This is a genomic window from Rhodococcus sp. SJ-2 (assembly GCF_053750035.1).
The window spans coordinates 1763828-1782375 of record NZ_CM132340.1 but is presented as its reverse complement, the minus strand read 5'-3'; the positions used below and the strand labels follow the sequence as shown (position 1 = coordinate 1782375).

Annotated in this window: 17 protein-coding genes; 8 read left to right on the top strand and 9 right to left on the bottom strand. The window is 64.4% G+C overall.

What is annotated here, in order from left to right; all coding sequences use genetic code 11:
- The first annotated feature begins 2 nt into the window (after positions 1–2).
- The 3 genes from ACSYG9_RS08195 (at position 3) to ACSYG9_RS08185 (ending at position 3631) form a co-directional block, all read left to right on the top strand.
- Positions 3–857, top strand: a complete 855-nt coding sequence (locus ACSYG9_RS08195) for a GntR family transcriptional regulator (protein WP_454842029.1) — start codon at positions 3–5, stop codon at positions 855–857.
- A 26-nt stretch (positions 858–883) separates the two neighbouring features.
- Positions 884–1633 (top strand): maleate cis-trans isomerase family protein, encoded by a 750-nt coding sequence (locus ACSYG9_RS08190; RefSeq protein WP_440126692.1) that lies wholly within the window; start codon positions 884–886, stop codon positions 1631–1633.
- Between the two features lie 63 nt (positions 1634–1696).
- A complete protein-coding gene (locus tag ACSYG9_RS08185; protein WP_454842027.1) occupies positions 1697–3631 on the top strand; it encodes an oxidoreductase in 1935 nt (644 codons plus the stop codon).
- Between the two features lie 7 nt (positions 3632–3638).
- Here ACSYG9_RS08185 and ACSYG9_RS08180 read toward each other — a convergent pair whose 3' ends face one another.
- On the bottom strand, positions 3639–4457 hold the full coding sequence (locus tag ACSYG9_RS08180; RefSeq protein WP_454842025.1) for a GntR family transcriptional regulator: 819 nt from the start codon (positions 4455–4457) through the stop codon (positions 3639–3641).
- A 210-nt stretch (positions 4458–4667) separates the two neighbouring features.
- On the opposite strand from ACSYG9_RS08180, the gene ACSYG9_RS08175 reads away from it, so the two are divergent.
- The 5 genes from ACSYG9_RS08175 (at position 4668) to ACSYG9_RS08155 (ending at position 9544) form a co-directional block, all read left to right on the top strand.
- Positions 4668–6101 carry a purine-cytosine permease family protein gene (locus tag ACSYG9_RS08175; protein ID WP_454842023.1) on the top strand — a complete coding sequence of 478 codons (1434 nt, stop codon included), beginning with the start codon at positions 4668–4670 and terminating at the stop codon, positions 6099–6101.
- Between the two features lie 114 nt (positions 6102–6215).
- Positions 6216–7049, top strand: coding sequence for a VOC family protein (locus tag ACSYG9_RS08170; protein WP_440126689.1), 834 nt, complete (start codon positions 6216–6218; stop codon positions 7047–7049).
- A gap of 80 nt (positions 7050–7129) precedes the next feature.
- Positions 7130–7930 carry an SDR family NAD(P)-dependent oxidoreductase gene (locus ACSYG9_RS08165; RefSeq protein WP_454842021.1) on the top strand — a complete coding sequence of 267 codons (801 nt, stop codon included), beginning with the start codon at positions 7130–7132 and terminating at the stop codon, positions 7928–7930.
- On the top strand, positions 7927–8688 hold the full coding sequence (locus tag ACSYG9_RS08160; RefSeq protein ID WP_454842019.1) for an SDR family NAD(P)-dependent oxidoreductase: 762 nt from the start codon (positions 7927–7929) through the stop codon (positions 8686–8688). The genes ACSYG9_RS08165 and ACSYG9_RS08160 overlap by 4 nt, the downstream gene beginning before the upstream one ends.
- A 37-nt stretch (positions 8689–8725) precedes the next feature.
- On the top strand, positions 8726–9544 hold the full coding sequence (locus tag ACSYG9_RS08155) for an SDR family oxidoreductase (RefSeq protein WP_454842018.1): 819 nt from the start codon (positions 8726–8728) through the stop codon (positions 9542–9544).
- 63 nt (positions 9545–9607) lie between these two features.
- On the opposite strand, the gene ACSYG9_RS08150 is transcribed toward ACSYG9_RS08155, so the two are convergent.
- From ACSYG9_RS08150 to ACSYG9_RS08115, 8 genes are all read right to left on the bottom strand, one after another.
- Complete coding sequence (locus ACSYG9_RS08150) at positions 9608–10489, bottom strand: alpha/beta fold hydrolase (protein ID WP_454842016.1); 882 nt, start codon at positions 10487–10489, stop codon at positions 9608–9610.
- A gap of 189 nt (positions 10490–10678) precedes the next feature.
- A complete protein-coding gene (locus ACSYG9_RS08145; RefSeq protein ID WP_440126686.1) occupies positions 10679–11683 on the bottom strand; it encodes an acetamidase/formamidase family protein in 1005 nt (334 codons plus the stop codon).
- A complete protein-coding gene (locus ACSYG9_RS08140; protein ID WP_054804870.1) occupies positions 11680–12006 on the bottom strand; it encodes a hypothetical protein in 327 nt (108 codons plus the stop codon). The genes ACSYG9_RS08145 and ACSYG9_RS08140 overlap by 4 nt, the downstream gene beginning before the upstream one ends.
- Positions 12003–12887, bottom strand: a complete 885-nt coding sequence (locus ACSYG9_RS08135) for a DODA-type extradiol aromatic ring-opening family dioxygenase (protein ID WP_440126685.1) — start codon at positions 12885–12887, stop codon at positions 12003–12005. The genes ACSYG9_RS08140 and ACSYG9_RS08135 overlap by 4 nt, the downstream gene beginning before the upstream one ends.
- A gap of 57 nt (positions 12888–12944) precedes the next feature.
- Positions 12945–14699, bottom strand: coding sequence for a hydantoinase B/oxoprolinase family protein (locus tag ACSYG9_RS08130; protein ID WP_440126684.1), 1755 nt, complete (start codon positions 14697–14699; stop codon positions 12945–12947).
- Between the two features lie 23 nt (positions 14700–14722).
- Positions 14723–16807, bottom strand: a complete 2085-nt coding sequence (locus ACSYG9_RS08125) for a hydantoinase/oxoprolinase family protein (RefSeq protein ID WP_454842013.1) — start codon at positions 16805–16807, stop codon at positions 14723–14725.
- Between the two features lie 250 nt (positions 16808–17057).
- Positions 17058–17825: an IclR family transcriptional regulator domain-containing protein gene (locus ACSYG9_RS08120; RefSeq protein WP_440126682.1), complete on the bottom strand. Its 768-nt coding sequence runs from the start codon at positions 17823–17825 to the stop codon at positions 17058–17060.
- Positions 17826–18142: 317 nt separating this feature from the next.
- Positions 18143–18388 carry a hypothetical protein gene (locus ACSYG9_RS08115; protein WP_454842011.1) on the bottom strand — a complete coding sequence of 82 codons (246 nt, stop codon included), beginning with the start codon at positions 18386–18388 and terminating at the stop codon, positions 18143–18145.
- Positions 18389–18548 lie beyond the last annotated feature (160 nt).

The following is an 18548-nucleotide window of genomic DNA, read 5'->3' as shown; positions in this document are numbered from 1 at the left end:
CCGTGGTCGCTGCGAAGCAGGTCGGCAGCGACCCAGATGTGTCGGCGCCACGGCGGGGCGACACCGTCGATCGGACGTATTGCCTACTACGCGAGAGGATCCTGTCGGGGACATATCGCCCCGGCGTCAACCTGTCGCAGGTGCGTCTTGCCGAGGAGCTCGCCGTGTCGCGGACACCGTTGCGCGAAGCGCTGCGGCGGCTCGAGGCAGAGAACCTGGTGGTCAATCAGGCGAACCGCGGTGTGGTCGTTGCACCGATCCGGTTGCGTGATGTCGAGGATTCGTACTCGGCGCGGCTCCTGGTCGAGCCGGCTCTGATCTCGGCGGTACTGGACGAGGTCACCGATGCGGACGCCGATGCCATGGCGGCTGCGCTCGCCGACATGGAGGATTCCCGCATTTCGCCGCGAGATTTCCAATTGGCGCACTGGCGGTACCACCGGGTGATCCTCGACAGGTTTCCGAATGGAATGCAGGACGTGATCGAGTCCCACCTCACCGTGATCGACAGGCACCAACGAATGTATTTCGAACGGCCTGCCGCGGTGGGTGACATCACTGCAACCGACACCCTGTTTCTCGATGCGATCCGCAACCGCGACAGCCTTCGGGCCAGGTCGGTACTCGAGTTCCACCTACTCGACACAGCGCTGGGAATGATCATGTCCATCGACACCGACCATGAGTTCGATTCCTTGACAACGACCTTGAAGGGAATGGGGATCACGCTTGATGATTTCGATCGGCTGCGTGCGGGCGAGTCCGCCCGAATCGGCTGGCGAGGTGACTCCGATGCCCCAGTGCTGGCAACAACCAATCTCGTCACGACCGCCGACTACCTGCCGGCAGCGTCGTAGACACCCACCGAATCGAGGTAAACACAATGACTTCCAACTACCGCATCGGCATGATCGTGCCGAGTTCGAACACCACGATGGAGACGGAAATCCCGGCGATGCTCCGCGCGCGTGAGGAAATTCGTCCTGACCGGTTCACATTCCACTCTTCGAGGATGCGAATGCAGCACGTCACGCCCGAACAACTTGCGGCAATGGACGCCGATTCGCTGCGGTGCGCGGCCGAACTCGCCGACGCGCGCGTGGACGCCATGGCCTACGCCTGCCTGGTAGCGATCATGTCGCAGGGGCGCGGATATCACTCCGAGTCGGAATCGAAGTTGTCGGCGGTCGCGCGGCAGGAGAGTGGTACCGAGATTCCCGTCCTGTCCTCGGCCGGCGCTCTCACCGAGGCGCTGGCACATCTCGGAGTCAAGAACATCGCGGTCGTCACGCCGTACATGAAGCCGCTGACCGCCACTGTCTGCGACTACATCGAACACGAGGGCTTCAACGTAGTGGATTCGCTTTCGCTCGAGGTGCCCGACAATCTCGCGGTGGGACGACTCGATCCGCAAAACCTGCTCGAACACGTCCGCCGGGTCGATATCAGTGGGGCCGATGCGCTCGTGCTCAGCGCCTGCGTGCAGATGCCGTCGCTACCGGTCCTCGACGCCGTACAGCAGCAGTTCGATATTCCGGTGGTGTCCGCGGCTGCGGCAACCACATGGCGGATTCTGAGCCGGCTCGGTCTCGACCCGGTGGTGCCCCGCGCTGGTGCGTTGCTCGCTCCCTGACCGCACCTACTCCTGCAGTTCCTCCGAAGCGCCGTCGGGCGCCTGTCGTCACATGGAGTCTCAGTGAAGTTTCCCGCGTTGTTCACACCCGGTCGGATCGGCTCCATCGAGATCCCCAACCGAATCCTGAAATCACCGCAGAGTACTGCCACGTCCAATTCGGATGGGACCGTCAGCCAACGAACCGTCAACCACTATCGCCGGCTGGGTGAGGGCGGCGCGGGGCTGGTGATGGTCGAGTACAGCCATATCGACGACGATGCGTCGAAGGCCATCCACAACCAACTCGGGAACTCCTGTCGCGAGCATGTCCCGGGTCTGGGGTGGTTGGCCGACGAGGTGCACTCGACCGGTGCGAAGGTGGGACTGCAGATCGCGCACGGGGGTCGGCAGAAGTTTCTGGGCACCGCACCGATCAAATCGGCGACCGCCTCGTCCTGGTCCGACGTGGAAGGGCAGTACGGCGTGGTCCCGACGCCGATGACGGTCGAAGAAATCGATGCGGTGGTGAAGTCGTTCGGCGCGGCGGCGGCCCGGGCGTGGGCCGCCCGATTCGACCTGGTCGAAGTACATGCGGGCCACGGTTATCTCATCACCAATTTCTTGTCCCCCCACACGAACTGGCGCGACGACGAGTACGGTGGCAGCTTCGAGAACCGTGCACGACTGCTGTTGCGCATCGTGGACGAGATCCGGGCGTCGGTGCCGCGAGATTTCCCGCTGAGCATCCGTTTGTCGGTGAGCGATTACGAACCGGACGGGATCACCATCGAAGAGACCGTCGAGCTGTGTCGCCTGCTCGAAGCGCACGGTGTCGACGTACTCCACTGTTCCGGTGGCCATCACGCCGGGATGGAGTGGGAGGTCAGCCCCTGGTATCAGGTGCGCGCGCCGCATCGGTGGGGTTGGGAGAAGATCAAGGAGGCCGTGTCGATCCCGGTTATCGCGTCCGGCTCGCTGGTGACACCTGAGGTCGCAGACGAGATCATCGCGTCCGGCTCCGCGGATTTCGTCTCACTCGGTAGGGCGATGCTCGCCGACCCGGACTGGGCCCGAAAAGCCAGGGAAGGACGAGTACTGGAGATCACCCCGTGTATCCGCTGCAACGACGGATGCCTGCATCGTGGCCTCAATCGCGGGCGCAGTGCCGGGTGCAGTGTCAATCCGCACGTCGCAGAAGAGGGCCGGTTCCCGGTGCTGCCGAGCGACACCCGCAAGCGAGTGGCGGTGGTCGGTGGCGGGCCTTCCGGCCTGCGCAGCGCTGCGGTGCTCCACGATCGCGGCCATGAGGTCACCGTGTTCGAGCCGGGTGAGTTGGGTGGGTCGCTGGCCCACGCGCAGGACTCGACGGTCAAGCAGGATCTGTCGGGGCTGCTCCGCCATCTCGTGTACGAGGTCGAGCGCCGCGGAATCGAGATCGCTGCAGAACACGTGGAGGTCGAGGCGCTGACGGGCGCCGGCTTCGACACGGTGGTTGTCGCCACCGGAGCGCCGCCGCGTCAGGCCGATTTCCCGGTGTCTTCCTCGGCGGGTGTGCTCTACGCAGGTGACGTCCGAGCGGGCCGACCGCTCAGCGGCACGGTAGTGGTGGTCGGCGGTGGGCTGCAGGGCTGTGAAGCGGCGCTGCGGTTGTCCGAAATGGACGGGGTCAACGTGACAATCCTCGAGGCGGGACCCCAGCTGTTGGCAGGCGATGAAGTGTTCACCGATCAGGAGAGGCTGCCGCTGTTCTTGGCGGCGGCGGGCGTCGACGTGCGCACCGGCGCGCGGGTGACGGCCGTGGACAGCTCCGGCGTGCACGTAATCAGTGAGGCCACCATAGAACTCGTGGTCGCTGATTCCGTGGTCCTCGCGCTCGGCCGGGCCGATGCGGATCCTCGATTCGTCGCAGATCTGCGCGCGGCGGGTCTCGATGTGCGGGTGGTGGGCTCGGCCGGCACACCCGGCCGGGTGTTCGACGCGATCCATTCGGCGTTCTTCACCGCCCGCCTGGTGTGATCCGGTGTCAGTAGGGCGGTCGCAGTATGAGGTTCTGCGTCGCGCGGTCGGGCACATCCACCTGTTCACCCGACGTCCAGCGGATCTCGGTGGGCCGGTCGATTCGCCCGTCGGGGTGGTGATCGATGGCGATCTGTCGTCCTTCCAAGGCGACGAGGAGCGACTCGAAGCAGTGATCCGGGTCGGCGTCGAGGACGAGGCCGATCGCCGCGTCGATGAGATGAAACTCCATGATGCGACGCACCTGCCCGGAGTCGCCGATTCTGACGGCGTTGAGGAGATCGGCATCCACCTCGATGAAGTCGTCGGGTGTTCGCTGGTGAGAGAGATAGACCCGTTGATGCCGGTAGATTCTCGTATGCAGCTGATCGATCAGCTGCCGGAAGTAGCTCGGGTACCGGCGCAGCGCCACATCGTGGAAGCGCTGATGGGCTTCCTGAAACCGTCGGCTGTGGGCTCGATGGTCTCGCATCTCGTCGAGCAGCAGCTCCATATCCGCGATGTCTTCCTCGGTGAGGTTCGATGAGACGGCAGCGATGGTCGGGGGCTCGACGAGCACGCGCAGGGCATAGCTCTGCTCGGTCTCCGAGTTCACGATGGGTGCGACGTGCATTCCCCGGTTCGCGTAGGCCACGACGAGCCCGTCCGATTCGAGGCGTTGGAGTGCTTCGCGCAACGGGGTGCGGCTCACCTCGAAGTCGGTCGCCAGCTGCTCCTGGGACATCCTCAGGCCCGGCTGATACGTGCCGTCGATGATGCGTTCGCGCAGTGCGGCATACACATCGTCCACCGTTGTACCTGCGCGGACGCGTCCTGCCGTTGCCATGAATTCTCCGATCGAAGGTCACTCGAGCCGCTGCAATTTGCATACAGTTTTCCCAACGATACTGCGTATCGGTCTTTTTGTGTGCCGCTGAGGCATCACCCGGGTCGAGATCCGGTGGCTCGCAGATTCCTCACCGGCACCCCTTGATCGGGGAGTGATTCCCGCTACACTAATTTTGAATCCACTTATGTATACAGTTTGGAGGCCTGCGTGCCTGCACTTCCTTCGGTCCCATCCGACCGCACCGGTGAGATCGATCCCGACGAAAACTTCAGTACCACCGCGGTGCCGATCTCGGTGCGACTCGGTCGATGGCAGATCACCATGTCGTTCTGGTCGTTGCTGAGTGCGATGGTATGGCTGTTCTACGGTGCGCTCGCGGCGTCGCTGTATGGAACCATGAATGCGATCGGGGCGGTCGTCCTTGCAGCAGTGGTGTACAGCGTGGGCAATATCGTCATGGTCCGCCTCGGAATCCGTTCCGGGCTCAACACGTATCTGCTGACCATCCCCATGTTCGGACGATGGGGCGCCTTGGTGACGTCACTTCTGATCGCTGCTACCACCTTGTACTACGCGCTTTTCGAGAGCAGCACCCTGGCAGTGGCGTTCCAGTCGTACTTCGGAATCGGAGACATCCGGATCTGGTACGCGGTGGTGGTGGTCGCGATGCTCCCCCTGATGCTCGGAAGCGTTCAATCCTGGATGGCCAAGCTCAACGGCTTACTGCTCCCGTTCTACGGTCTCGGCCTAGTCGCGACTCTTGTCGCCGCGTACATTAAATTCGGCGGCGATTCGGCGTGGCTCAACTTCACCGGCCTCGTGCCGTCCGAGGCCCGGACACTTCCCGGCTGGGTTCTCGGGTTCGTTCTCTACATGGGCATTTTCATCACCATGCCGACGACCGTCGATTTCGCGCGGTTCGCTGACCGTCGGGACGAGAAGTTCCATGAGAATGTCACCTTCGGTTGGGTCTTCTATCTGATGCTTTTCGTGGTCAACGGCGTCGCCGGCATCTATCTGGTGCAGACAGTGTTGCCCAACGAGCCAGCCTCCGAAATCGGGGTCGTACAGGCAATCCTCGGCAGCCTCGGTCTTGCCGGTCTGCTCTTTATCGTGGTCTCTCAGACCAGGGTGAACACCTTGAACTACTACCAGTGCACCACCAACTTCGAACGAATCGTCAGCACGTTCACGTCATTGCGCTTTCCCCGATTCATATGGGTCATCGGCGTCTCGATCGCAGTCTTCCTGCTGATGCTCACCGATGTGTTCAGCTATGTACAGACGGCACTGAACTGGCAAGGCGTCCTGATCGTTGGCTGGGTCGGCATCGTGTTCACTCATGTCGTACTCAGCCGCACCGACCGCCGCTACACCCTGGCGGAATCGGATTGCTCTCGTGCGCCTCAGCTTTCCTGGGGGCTCGTGGCCTGGCTCGTGCCGTCCGTGATCGGCGTCGTTTTGATCGAGACACCCACTGTCCCAGCGATCCTGAACCAGTCGGCTCAGCTCATCGTCCTCGTGTTGTCCGTCGTGGCCTACGCCTCTGTGTACCTGCTGACTCGATCCTCACGACCGCGCTCCGGCCGGCCCACAGAGTCCACGCGGAAGGGCCCCGACTTGATTTCCGCGGCAGAGTGACGTGCATCGTTCAACTCGGGCCCTTGACGCGGTCCACCCTCGTACAACACCATTCGACTCCCTCGAGCGAACGAGCCGAATTTGCTTGCACGGCCTCTTTGGAAGGAACATCACGTGAAGGTCTACGGAATGGGGTGGGTCGGATCCCGCACCTCGAACTTCGAGCAGATGCGCGAATTCGTCGCGGATAAACTCGGACTCACCATGACCCTCGACCAGAAGAATGCGGTCGTTTTCTCATTCGCCGATGGAACGGCGTTCGAGGTGTTCAAGCCGGTCGACACCGACCACTCGTTCTTCGACCATCCGGTGCCGGGCCTCATCGTCGACGACGTGTACGAGGTGCGAGCCGAACTCGAGGCTCGGGGTGTGGACTTCATAGGTGAGGTACACAAAGGAGTCGAAGACTCCTGGGGCACGGCATGGTCACATTTCCGTGCACCCGACGGCAACATCTATGCCTTGATCAGCCGGCCTGCGATGCATCCCGCGAACACCGCACGTCGGTTCGACGAGATGCGGATCTGTTTGAAGGTCAACGACCTCGACGAGGCAGTGCGCGTCTATCGTGATGGTCTGGGATTGCCGATCGTCGATGAGTGGGTCCACCCGGGAGGCCAGCGCGGCGTGCTATTCGGTGTGGCTCCCGCCGCGCTCGAACTGTTCGATGAGTCGCAGTGGGACTTCGTCGACGACGCGGAGACCGGAGTACGACTGAACGCCGACCATGCCCTACGCATCGAGGTCCGCGACGACACAGTGATCGAAGACCTCGCACGACGACTCGAGGATGCCGGAGCCACACGCTCGGGCACGATGACCGACACACCGTGGGAGCAGCAGTGTCTCCAGCTCATGACCCCGGAGACGGGGCAATTGACCCTGTTCACGCTGCCCGAGTCCGAACGGGTTGTACGAGAGCAGGCACGCGCCCGGCTTCCTTACTGACCACCCCCAGAAACACCACCCGGCCGCGGGTCTCCACGACACACGCCCGGCGAATCGATGAAGAATGGAGAAGAAGTCACATGGGTGCACTGGACAATCAGGTTGTCGTCTTTACCGGCGCCGGTGCCGGAATCGGCCGATCGGTCGTCACGCGGTTCGTGGCCGAGGGCGCGCGAGTAGTCGCCGTCGACATCGCCGCGACAGTCGTCGACCTCGCGGCCGAGCTCGGGGACGCGGTAGTACCCGTAGTCGCGAATGTTGCCACCTGGTCGGGCAACACGACTGCGGCGCAGACCGCGCTGGACACCTGGGGCAAGATCGATGTTTTCGTCGGCAACGCCGGTATCACCGACGGCGCGCGCGGTCTTGAGGACATCACAGGTGAGCAGCTACCCAAGGCGTTCGACGAGCTCTTCGGTGTCAACGTGCTCGCGCCGATGCTCGGCGTGCGGGCCTGCCTCGACGCACTCGTCGCATCACGAGGCAGCGTAATCCTCACCGGGTCGTTCGCGAGTACCAACGCAGCCGGAGGTGGCTCGCTGTATACCGCCTCCAAGCATGCCGTGCACGGTCTGATCCGCCAATTCGCCTACGAGTTCGCGCCGGACGTGCGCGTCAACGGTGTCGCGCCCGGTGTCGCCCCGACTCGGTTGCGCGGCACCGAATCGCTCGGCCAGGCGATCACCGACTCGGTACTCGACGGGACCGATCGGGCGCTACCGACTCAAGAGGTCGCGCCGGTCTCTGCCTACGACGGTGTATTCACGATGCTGGCATCGCGCGCCGAGTCGGCCGCGATGACGGGCACCCTGGTGTCCGTGGACAGCGGCCTGGCCATCCGCGGCATCGCCAAGCCGGGCGGACGGGTCGATGCCCGATGACAGCACTCGATCTGACCGACCGGGTCGCAGTGGTGACAGGCGCACGCCGCGGTATCGGCGCCGCGATCGCCGCGACGCTGCTCGATCATGGCGCAACCGTCGTCGTGTGTGCCCGCAACCCCACGCAGGTGGAAGAGAAGGTGCACCAACTCGACAAGAGGGCACCGGGCCGGGTCCGAGGGTGCGCAAGTGATCTGACAACCGCGCAGGGCCGGACTACACTGCTGCAGACGGTCAACGCGGTCGACATCCTGGTCAACAATGCCGGCGGATTCACCCGGCCGGTCGACACGCTCAACTCGACTGCGGACGAGTGGAATGGCCACCTTGCTGTCAATCTCACGGTGCCGTTCCTGCTGTGCCAGTCGGTACTACCAGGAATGATCGAGCGCGGGTGGGGACGCATCGTCAACATCGGGTCGATCGTCACGACGGCGCCGCAGCGCGACAACGCCATCGGTTATGTCGCCGCCAAATCCGGGCTCGTGGGCTTCACCCGCCAGCTTGCGCTCGAGGTCGCCGCCCACGGGGTCACTGCGAATGTGGTCAACCCCGGAACCATCGGGACCGAGCACCTTGCGGACTATTTCGTCGAGTCCGGAGGCGACGGCGAAGCTGCGATGACGAGTCGCATCCCGATGGGTCGGCTCGGCCGTCCCGACGAGATCGCGGGAGTGATCCCGTATCTCGTCTCCGATGCCGGTGGATTCATCACCGGTTCGGTCATCGACATCAACGGCGGCGCGGTTACAGCCTGACGCTGTAACCGCGCCCGGAAGAGATAGGAACAACGACATGGGATCTTTGGAAGGAAAAGTCGCTCTGGTCACCGGAGGTGCGAACGGAATCGGGCGCGCAGTCGTAGAGGGATTTCTTGAGGCCGGCGCACGGGTCGCGGTGCTGGATCGAGACGTCGACGCGTCGAAGCAGCTCGCGAGCGACCTCGGGTCGGACGCACATGTCACGATCGGCTCGGTCGAGACTCTTGCCGACAACCGGACCGCGGTCGCCGAGGCCGTCGACCGCTTCGGTGGGCTCGACATCTTCGTGGGGAACGCAGGCGTCGGCGCGGGCAATCTTCCGCTGTCGCAGATCCCACTGGACCGGCTCGAGGCAGCTGTGGACGAGATCTACGCGATCAATGTCAAGGGGTATCTCCTGGGCGCCCGTGCCGCACTACCCGAACTGCTACGCACCGGCGGCAACATCATCTTCTCGTGTTCGCTCGCGAGCTACCGCGCTGTCGACGACGGCGCGTTGTACGTGTCCACCAAGCATGCGAACCTGGGCATCGTGCGCGGACTGGCGTGGGAGTTCGCGCCGCACGTGCGTGTCAACGGTGTCGCAATCGGTGTTGCCCGCACGCGGATGGAAGGCCTGGCACATCTCGATCAGCAACCGATCGACGCGGTCCTGCCTGGAGCCGAAGAAGTCATACCACTCGGCTTCATCCCGGAACCTGCGGAATATGCTGCTGCATTCACTTATCTGGCATCGGATGCCGCCAAGATTGTCACTGGTGAATGTCTCTGGGCAGACAGTGGGTTCGGTATTCGTGGTATCGGAAGCCCGGCGGGAGGGCGGCATTTGTCTGCCGCGAACCTGGAGGCATGACACGGCCGAAGGTTGCGCGATGCCCCGACGGGCACCCCGCAACCTTCGGCCTGTTCCTCGAGGTCACGAGGAGAGGGAGCGGTCCGGGGTAACTCCGTGCCGGGTCAGGTACTGGCTGACCACCTCATTGAATTCGTCGGCGCGTTCTATCTGGGTCCAGTGACCACACCTGTTGAAGATGTGTGCGTCGGCGCTGGGGATGGTGTTGAGCAGTTCCCACGTCCGTGATGCCGGAATGACCTCGTCTTGCAGGCCGTGGATCAGCAGCACCGGGAGATCCAGAGTGGACAGAACATCGAAGTCGAGAGGTAGTGCTTCCCGGTCCCGGTCGCGAGCCGAGACCACCTCGATGAGGCGTTCGGAGGCCGTGTCGTTCAGTGCCGCTCGGTAGCGGAGGCTCACCAGTTCGTCGGTGATGAGGGAGGTATCCACCACGAACTGCTCCAGGGTGCGGCGAATGCCGGCTTCGGACAGTTCAGGCGTGGAATGACCCGCCAGGGCAGCGGTTTTCTTCGCTCCACCGGTACCCATCGAGACGATGCCCAGCAGCCGTTCGGGAAAGTCGATGGCGAACTGCAGGGCGACCCAGCCGCCGATGGAATTTCCCACAATCCATGTCTTGTCGATACCGAGGGCGTCCAGCACGCGTACCGCGTGCCGGACCCATTCCCGGATACCGTATTCGGTGTCTGGGGCCACGATCGACTGGCCGTAGCCGATGGAGTCGATCGCGATGCAGCGACCTTGTTCCGCGATCCAGGGCAGATTCAGCCACCAGTTGGCCGCAGCGGTCACACCGGTTCCGGAACCGTGCAGGAACAGGATCGGGGTGCCCGCACCCAGCTCGTGGTAGTGGGTGAGCTCGCCGTCACCGGTCTGCAGCCATTTGTCTTCGAGGCCGAAGAAGGCGTCGGTCCGGTAGTCGGGGATGGGCAGGGTCGTCATCGACCTTCCTTTCACTGAGATGAGTGGCGATTCCCCGGTTTACGGGGACGCCGTTGTATGCTGTGCGCACCTTGTCGAGGCGACGTGTCGCGGGGGCCGCCCCGGTTCGACACAGCCCGGAGCCGGTGTCGTACCAGCGACCGGCGTGCCGACATCTCGGTCTCGGTGGGGGCGGTCTGCATCGGTCGATCAGGGCCGACGGGTGAGTTTCTCGATGACGGTGTGGACTCCGACGATGTTGTTCACCATCTGGGTCACGCGGACATCCGCTGCGATGGAGCAAAGACTGTAGGCGTCGTCGGCGCTGAGGCCGTCGTCCACCAACCAGTTCACCAGGTCGTCCACCGCGTCGTGCGCGGCATCCTCGAGAGTGCCCCCGAAGCCGGTCGAGACCAAATGGTGTGCGGTTTCGACGCGGGGTGTGCGCAACCGGGCACCGCGTTCCACGGAGAACCGCAGCCGCGCATGGTCCATGGCCGTCTCGATGGCGGTCTGGTTCACCTCGCCGTCCCCCTGGACGGCGTGGGCGTCGCCACAGTAGAAGCCGGCGCCGTCGCGGAAGACCGGCAACCTCAGACGGGCGCCGACCACCAATTCGGAGAGGTCCATATTGCCCCCGAACGGTCCGGGCTCCACAGTGCTCCGCGGGCCGTCGTCGGCGGGAGCCACTCCCATGATGCCCAGGAACGGCTTCAGCGGCACCGTCACGTTCCCGCCGAGCGTGGTCGTCATGGATTCGCGATCCAAGGCGAAGTGGCGGATCATCCCGTCGGGGAAACGGCTGCGCAAGACACCCCGCCCGCGGGGGTGGGCCACCACGAGGTTGAACCCGTGGCCCGCCGGGACGAGTTCGAGCACGTCGACCACCAGCGTGTCGCCGGGACGAGTTCCGCGCACGTGGATCGGTCCGGTAATCGAGTGCGGACCGAGTGCCTCCGGAAAACCCTCCCGGATGCGTGGGAAGTCCCCGATGACCGTCTCCGGTGTCACCTGGTTTCCCCAGTGCCCCCAGGTGGACAGCGTGACCTCGTCGCCCGGGTTCACGGTGAGCACCGGCGGCGCGGCCGCGTCGATGACCCCCACGCGGACGGTGTCCGGCCCGGCGGGCAGATGATGGACGCGGTGCTGCTCCCCGGCCCTTGGGGCTTGCGTCCCGGGAACGGCGGACGGATGCGCGACGGTATCGGGAGTCATGGCCGACTCCCGTCCGGCTCGCTCGGTGCGGATTCCTGACGGATCGATGCGAGTAGGAGCTGGACCGCGCTGGTGGCTCCGGATTTGTTGTTGGCAAACAGGATCCGAGCGAACTGTGCCCCCAGATAGGGGTGGAACCCGAGGTCGTAGAGGGCGCGGAAGTCCCGCTGTTCGATGGCTGTACGCTCCGCCGGTGTCAGGTCGTAGCGGTCGAGGACGGCTGCCTCGTCCTGCTCGAATTCCTGGCGCAGGTCAGCGTTCCATTTGAGATCCTGCACCAGATCGTGGGAGACCAGGGCTCGGTTGATGTTCTCGAGACTCACCGTTGCTTCACCTCCTCGTTTCCGGCAAGCGTCGAGGTCATGTCCCAGCTGACGGCGCCGATGCCGCAGCGCCACTGGTCCCAGGCGGTGTACCCGAGTACGTCGCAGAACCGCTCGCCGATGGCACCCATGACCAGGATCCAGCTGAGCAGTTCCCCGGTGCCGCCGATGCCGGCCTGGTCGAGGCGCTCCGGTGTGACCTCGGACAGAATCTTGTCGTGATCGCCGTTGGCGAGCAGCGCGAGGAACCACTGGTCGAATTCCTCATCGATCCAGAAGTCCCGTACGCCGCCCGGCTCGTGGCTCATGCCGCCGGTGGCGAACAGTCCCACGCGTAGACCGTCCGGCAGGTCGTGTTCGATGATGTCCGCGAGCTGCTGTCCGATCGCGTAGCAGCGGTGCTGATCCGGGATGGGCGGAACCGTGACGTTCTGGAGGATGGGGATGATCGGAACGCCGCTGGCTTCGATCTCGGTCTTGACCACCGGAACCGAAATGTTGTCGTCGAAGTTCAGGTTCTCACGAGTTGCGGACGCGCGGATGCCCCGCCGGCTCAGGCCGTTGAAGATCGCTTCCGCGATGTCGGGGCGGCCGGGAATCGTGTACTCGCCGCACCCCAGCCAGTCCTTGAAGAATTCGGCCGGTCCGCGATGTTCCGGAGACATGCCGATCACGAAATCGGGGTACTCCCGGATCCGGTTGTTGGCCATGTGGTCGTTGGCGACCATGAGGATCACGTCGAGGTCGGCGTCGCGAATGTGTTGTGCAATGGAACCGTAAGCGGAGGACACCACCGTTTGCGATTCGGTCGGGGCCTGGTCGAACATGCCGATCAGTCCGGGTGCGTGGCTGGCGGCCACCGCGAATGCGGTTGTGGCCATGGTGAAACTCCTTTGTTGCGTAGAATGTTCGCCCGCATATGTCTGCGGGGCAAGGTGTCAGCGAGTGGCGGCGCGTAGGCTTCGGGTCTCGTCCTGCCGGATGTCCAGGGTGTCCGGGTCGATGTCGACGCCGTAGACCGTGCGCGCGGCGTCGACGGACACCACACCGTCCCGGACGTCGCGCAGCACCAGTTCGACGTCGCGCCGATGCGGGTCGCCGTATCCGCCGCCGCCGCTGGAGATGACTTCGAAGACGTCTCCCTCGCCGAGCGTGTAGAAGGAGTTGGTGTCGATCTCGGTGGGGTCGGCGCCCTCGGGGGTCAGGGTGAGGCGCTGGACGATGCCGGGCCGGCCACCGAGCAGGCCCACGGGTGCGGTCTCCGGCGTGAATCCGCTGCCGTAGGTTGCGCACGCAATGTCGCTGGCCTGTACCCTCCACCGGTAACGCACGCCCAGTCCGCCACGCCACTGGCCACCGCCCGCGCTGTCCGGAAGGTACTCGAGCTCCTCCAGCAGGTACGGGGTGTCCAGTTCATGAAGTTCGGGGTCCGGGGTGCGCAGTCCGCCCAGGGTGTTCGCGGGTGACAGGTGGTCCCATCCGTCGAACCCTTCGGTGGCGCCGCTACCGCCCTTGCCAAGGAAGTGCAGGTCGCCGAAGGGGCGCCCGGTGCGGGGATTGACCCCCATGGTGGCCGGGGTGCACCAGCGTGCCCAGCCGGCGTGTGCAAGGCTCGGTATGGCCTGGGACAGGGCCACCCAAACCGCCCCGGCGATGGCTTCGCAGGTAGGAACGGTGCAGGCCGCCACGGGCGCCGGGTCGCTGGGATTGACGATGGAGCCCACAGGGGCGACGACCTCGATCGGATCGATGGCGCCGCTGTTGTAGCGGATGTCCGGATCGATGGATCCGAACAGGGCGAGGTGGGCCGAGGCGACAGTGTTGGCGATCGGGCTGTTGATGAATCCTTGGGCCTGCGGGTCGCTGGCGCTGAAATCGAAAGTGAGCTCCTCGCCGTGAACCTTGATGGTCAAGGCAATCCGGTAGGGCCGGCTCCTGTCGATACCGTCGTTGTCCACCAGGCTCTCTGCGCTGTACTCCCCATCGGGGATCTGGGCGATCTGCGCGCGGACCTGACGGGCGCTGGCTCGCATCAGCTCATCGGTGGCGTCACTGAGCGTCGCAGCCCCATACTTGTCCAGGAGCGCGTGCAGCCGCCGTTCACCGATGGCAGTGGCACCGATCTGACAGTTCAGGACGCTCTCCACGAGCGAGCGCATACGCACGTTGGTAAGAATGAGTTCCCAGGCGTCTTTGCGGAGCGTGCCCCGGTCGATGATGCGGACCGGCGGAATGCGGATCCCCTCGTCCAGGACGTCCCGGGCTGCGGGATTGAAACCGACTACGCCTCCGCCACCCACATCGGCGTTGTGTCCCTTGGTCATTGCCCAGAACACCAGCTCGCCGTCCCAGAAGATCGGCCGCGTGATGGTGATGTCGGGAAGATGGGAGCCGCCGTTGAACGGATCGTTGTGGATGAAGACGTCACCGTCGTGCACATCGTCGCCGAAGAAATCCACGATGGCGCGCTGCGCGTAAGGTGTGGCCCCGCCGATGACGGGAATGTAGTGGGTCTGTGCCAGCAGCCGACAGTCCGCGCTGAAGATCGAGGTGGCGAAGTCCCGCGCTTCCACGAAGATCGGTGAGCGCGACGTGCGCAACATGGTCTGGCCGATCTCACGGGTGATGCCGTCGAGAGCGTTGCCGATCACCGCGACGAGGATGGGATCGGAGGTGGTTCGTGTCTGTGTCATCTGGAGTGTTCCTTTCAGTCCGGTCAGTTGGCCGGTTCGATGACGTACGTTCCCTGGGCATCAACCGTCAGCCCGTAGCCCTCGATGAGGACGACGGTGGTCGTGGGCTGCTCGATGATGGCGGGCCCGGCGATGCGGTTGTCCCGGTGCAGGAGAAGACCGTCGTAGACGTCCACCTGGATCCGTGAGCCCGAGAAGATCGCGTCGCGGGTGCCCTTGAGTGCGGCGGACGGGTCCTGGCCGGCGGAGGGGTCTTCGGCGAGGGACGGTTTGGTGGTGCGACCGAGGGCGGTGAGGCGCACATTGATCAGCTCCGTGCTCTCCCCGGGCATCGAGTAGCCGTTGAGGCTCTCGTGCTTGTCTTCGAAGTCGGCCAGGAGCTGCTTGAGCGCCGCGGGTGTGAGATCGCCGTCGAACTCCAGGGGGACCTCGATCTCGTCGAACTGTCCCACATAGCGGATGTCGGCGGTGAAGATCAGCTCGATGGCGTCCGGGGCGACGTTTTCCGACCGCAGCGTGGTGATGGCTTCGTCCCGCATCTCCCGATACACCTGGCTGACCCGGCGCAGATCCAGCGCATCGGTGTCCGAGACGAAGGTGCGTGCGTACAGGTGCTTGAGGTCGGTCAGCAGAGTGCCGACGGCGCAGAACACGGAAGACTCGCGGGGCACGATGATGCGGCTGATGCCCAGCTCCTGGGCGATCGGCACGGCATGGATCGGCCCGGCGCCGCCGGCCACGACCAAGGTGAATTCGCGGGGGTCGAAACCGCGCTTGACGGACACCGCGTTGACGGCCTCGGCCATGGTGGCGTTAACCACGCGGTAGATGCCTTCGACGGCTTCCGGCAGGGACAGACCCAGCGGCTTGGCGACCTTCTCCTCGACGGCCTTGCGGGAGGCTTCGACGTCCAGGGTGAAAGCGCCGTCTCCGAACAGGTCCGGGTTCAGGTAGCCCATGAGTAGATCGGCGTCGGTGGTGGTGGGGTTTTCTCCGCCGCGGCCGTAGCAGGCTGGGCCGGGAGTGGCAGTGGCGCTCTGCGGGCCGACGCGCAGGATACCGCCGGAGTCCACCCACACCAGTGAGCCGCCGCCGGCGCCCACGGTGTGGATATCCAGCATCGGCAGGGCCACGCGATATCCGCCGATTTCGCTGTCGCTGGTGAGCAAGGGCTCACCGCCGCGGACCAGTGCCACGTCGAAGCTGGTACCGCCCATGTCTACGGTGATGACATCCTGCGAGCCGTGGCGGCGTGCGTACTGCAGGGCTGCTTCCGGTGCGGCCGCCGGGCCAGACATCAGCGCGTTGACGGCCATCTCGCTGGCGATCTCGGGCGACATCACACCGCCGTTGGACTGGACGATGAGCAGGGTGCCATCGAAACCGCGGTCGGCCAGCTGCCGCTTGATGTTGGCCAGGTAGTTCTGCAGCGTGGGGCCGACGAAGGCATTGAGCACCGTGGTGCTGTGTCGCTCGTAGGCGCGAATCTGCGGCAGCACCTCGTGGGACATCGTGACGAAGGCGCCAGGGAGTTCTTCACGCAGGATTTCTGCGGTGCGCTGTTCGTGGGAAGGATCCAGGAAGGACCACAGATAGGAGACCGCCACGGCCTCGACGTCGTGTTCCCTGAACAGTTGTGCCGCCGCTCTGACATCGTCCTCATGCAGTTCCGTGAGCTCGTTGCCCGACACGTCGATACGTTCGCGCACGGTGGCAACAAGGTTCCTGGGCACCAGCGGAACAGGTGGTGCGTACTTGGAGTCGTTCTGACGGTCCCGGATGCCGCGGCGCATGTTCAACAGATCTCGGAATCCGCGCGTGGTGACGAAGCCGGTTTTCGCACCCTGCCGGGTCAGCACGGCGTTGGTCGCGATCGTGGTGCCGTGCACGATCGTGGAGACCCCGCCGAGAAATTCCTCGAGCGATTCACCGACGGCGTCCGCGGCCTTGGTCAGCCCAGTGAGCAGGCCCTCGGACGGGTCGTGCGGTGTGGTGGGCGACTTGTAGATTCGCCCGGCACCGTCTCCTTCCACCACGAAGAGATCGGTGAACGTCCCTCCGATATCGATTCCGACCCGGCGACCGGTTGTAGTGCGTGCATTCATCATCGAGACATCTCCGTGCAGTGATTCAGGGGTGGATTCAGGCAAGGACGCACACCATGGGGCGCGACGAAGCGCAGTGAACTACGGGAAAACAGTCGAACCGAAGCTGAACCCTCGGTTAGAAGTGGCTTTCCATGTCCGAAAAGTAACCCGCCTCACAGCAGGTCCGCAATGCTCCTGTTCGCCTGAGCCGAACACGGCCGTGCGGCGGTGTCGACAGGGGCAACTACCACGCCGGGGGGCAGATCGGGCCCTACGGCAATCGACCGTCGCCCGGAGACGGAGCCTTCGGGTGGGACAGTCGCTGTGCCGCGTCGACAATCGCCTGGGCGTAGATCTCGACGTGGGTGGGCAGCAGGTATTCGAGGAAGCTCATGCTCAAGGCCCAGGTCACGTCGCCGTCCTCATTACTGATCGGGGCGGCGACCGAGCACATACCCTCGACGGTCTCCTCGACCTCGAGGGCGTAACCACGCTCCCGAACCGTGGCCAGTTCCGTCTCCAGTACCGCCCAGGATCCGATGGACCGCTCCGTCAGACGCGTCAGTCCGGCGCCGGCATACACGTTCTGCACGTCGCCGGGACGAAGGTGGGCCAACAGCACCTTGCCGGCCGCGGTGCAGTGTGCCGCGAGCCGCTCGCCCACCCGGGTCAGGTTGACCTGCACGCCGGTGCGGGGTGAGATCTTCTCCAGATAGACCACCTCGCTGCAATAGCGCGAGGCCAGTTGAACGGTCTCGGCGTATTTCTCGACCAGTCGGCTCATCTCCACCCGTGCCGGGCCGGAGATCTCCGATGTCATGCGCGCCCGGAGCCCCAACTGGAAGGCCCGCCACCCCAGCCGGTAACGGCCCCGCGCCGTGCGGCGGAGCAGGCCCAGGCCGGTCATGGCCTGCATGTACTCCCAGGTCGTTGTCTTCGGTAGGTTCAGTTCGCGGCATACGTCACTGACCGTCCACTCGGGGACGTCGGATGAGAAGAGGTCCAGGACCCGCACGGCCCGTTCGAGGCCGTCGATCACGATGCAGCCTTCACGAGCATGCGGTACAGGGTACGCGAGCGTGCATGGGAGCCGATCAGCGAGCATCCATGCTGAGGAAGTGCATGATCCAGATGCCGACACACCCCAGATCGACACGGAGGCAATCACGAGCCAGCGCATCTTGCCGGGTGAGTACTTCCGAGTCTGCCGGGCACGGAACAACCCGAGTGTTCGTCCTCGCTGATCTTGGGCCAGCAGACCGCCTCCGATGTAGGTTCCCGCCTAAAAGTTCGACTTTTCGTGGTCTGTCCTGGGGGTTTGTGGTCGGTTCTCATCAACTGTTCGGCGTCTCCTTCTCACGGTTTCGTTCGACTTCTTCTCGGCGTGTGCTGGTTGGCGGGCCTGAGGATCTGTGCGGCCAGTTCGACGGTGTCGGGGTAGAACGCTGCGTGGGTGAAGCTGTCGTGATCGGTTTGGATGCCGAGATAGTGGTTGCGGGTCTGTAGCCGGAGCAGCCGGTATCTCCGGTGGTGAGGAATGGCGGTCGTCGAGGCCGGCCAGGGCGGGATGGCTTTGACCGCGGTCGCGTAGGCGAGTGTCACTTGCTGGGGTGTGTGGTGGCGCAGTAGCTGGTTGGTGCGGCGTTGGGCTGTGATGATCTCGGGGGAGGCGGACAGATCGAGCTGGGGGCTGTCGGCGTCGCCGATCCAGATCCCGTGGCGTGTGCAGACATTGTGGTGTATCGGCAGGGGGACGGGGACA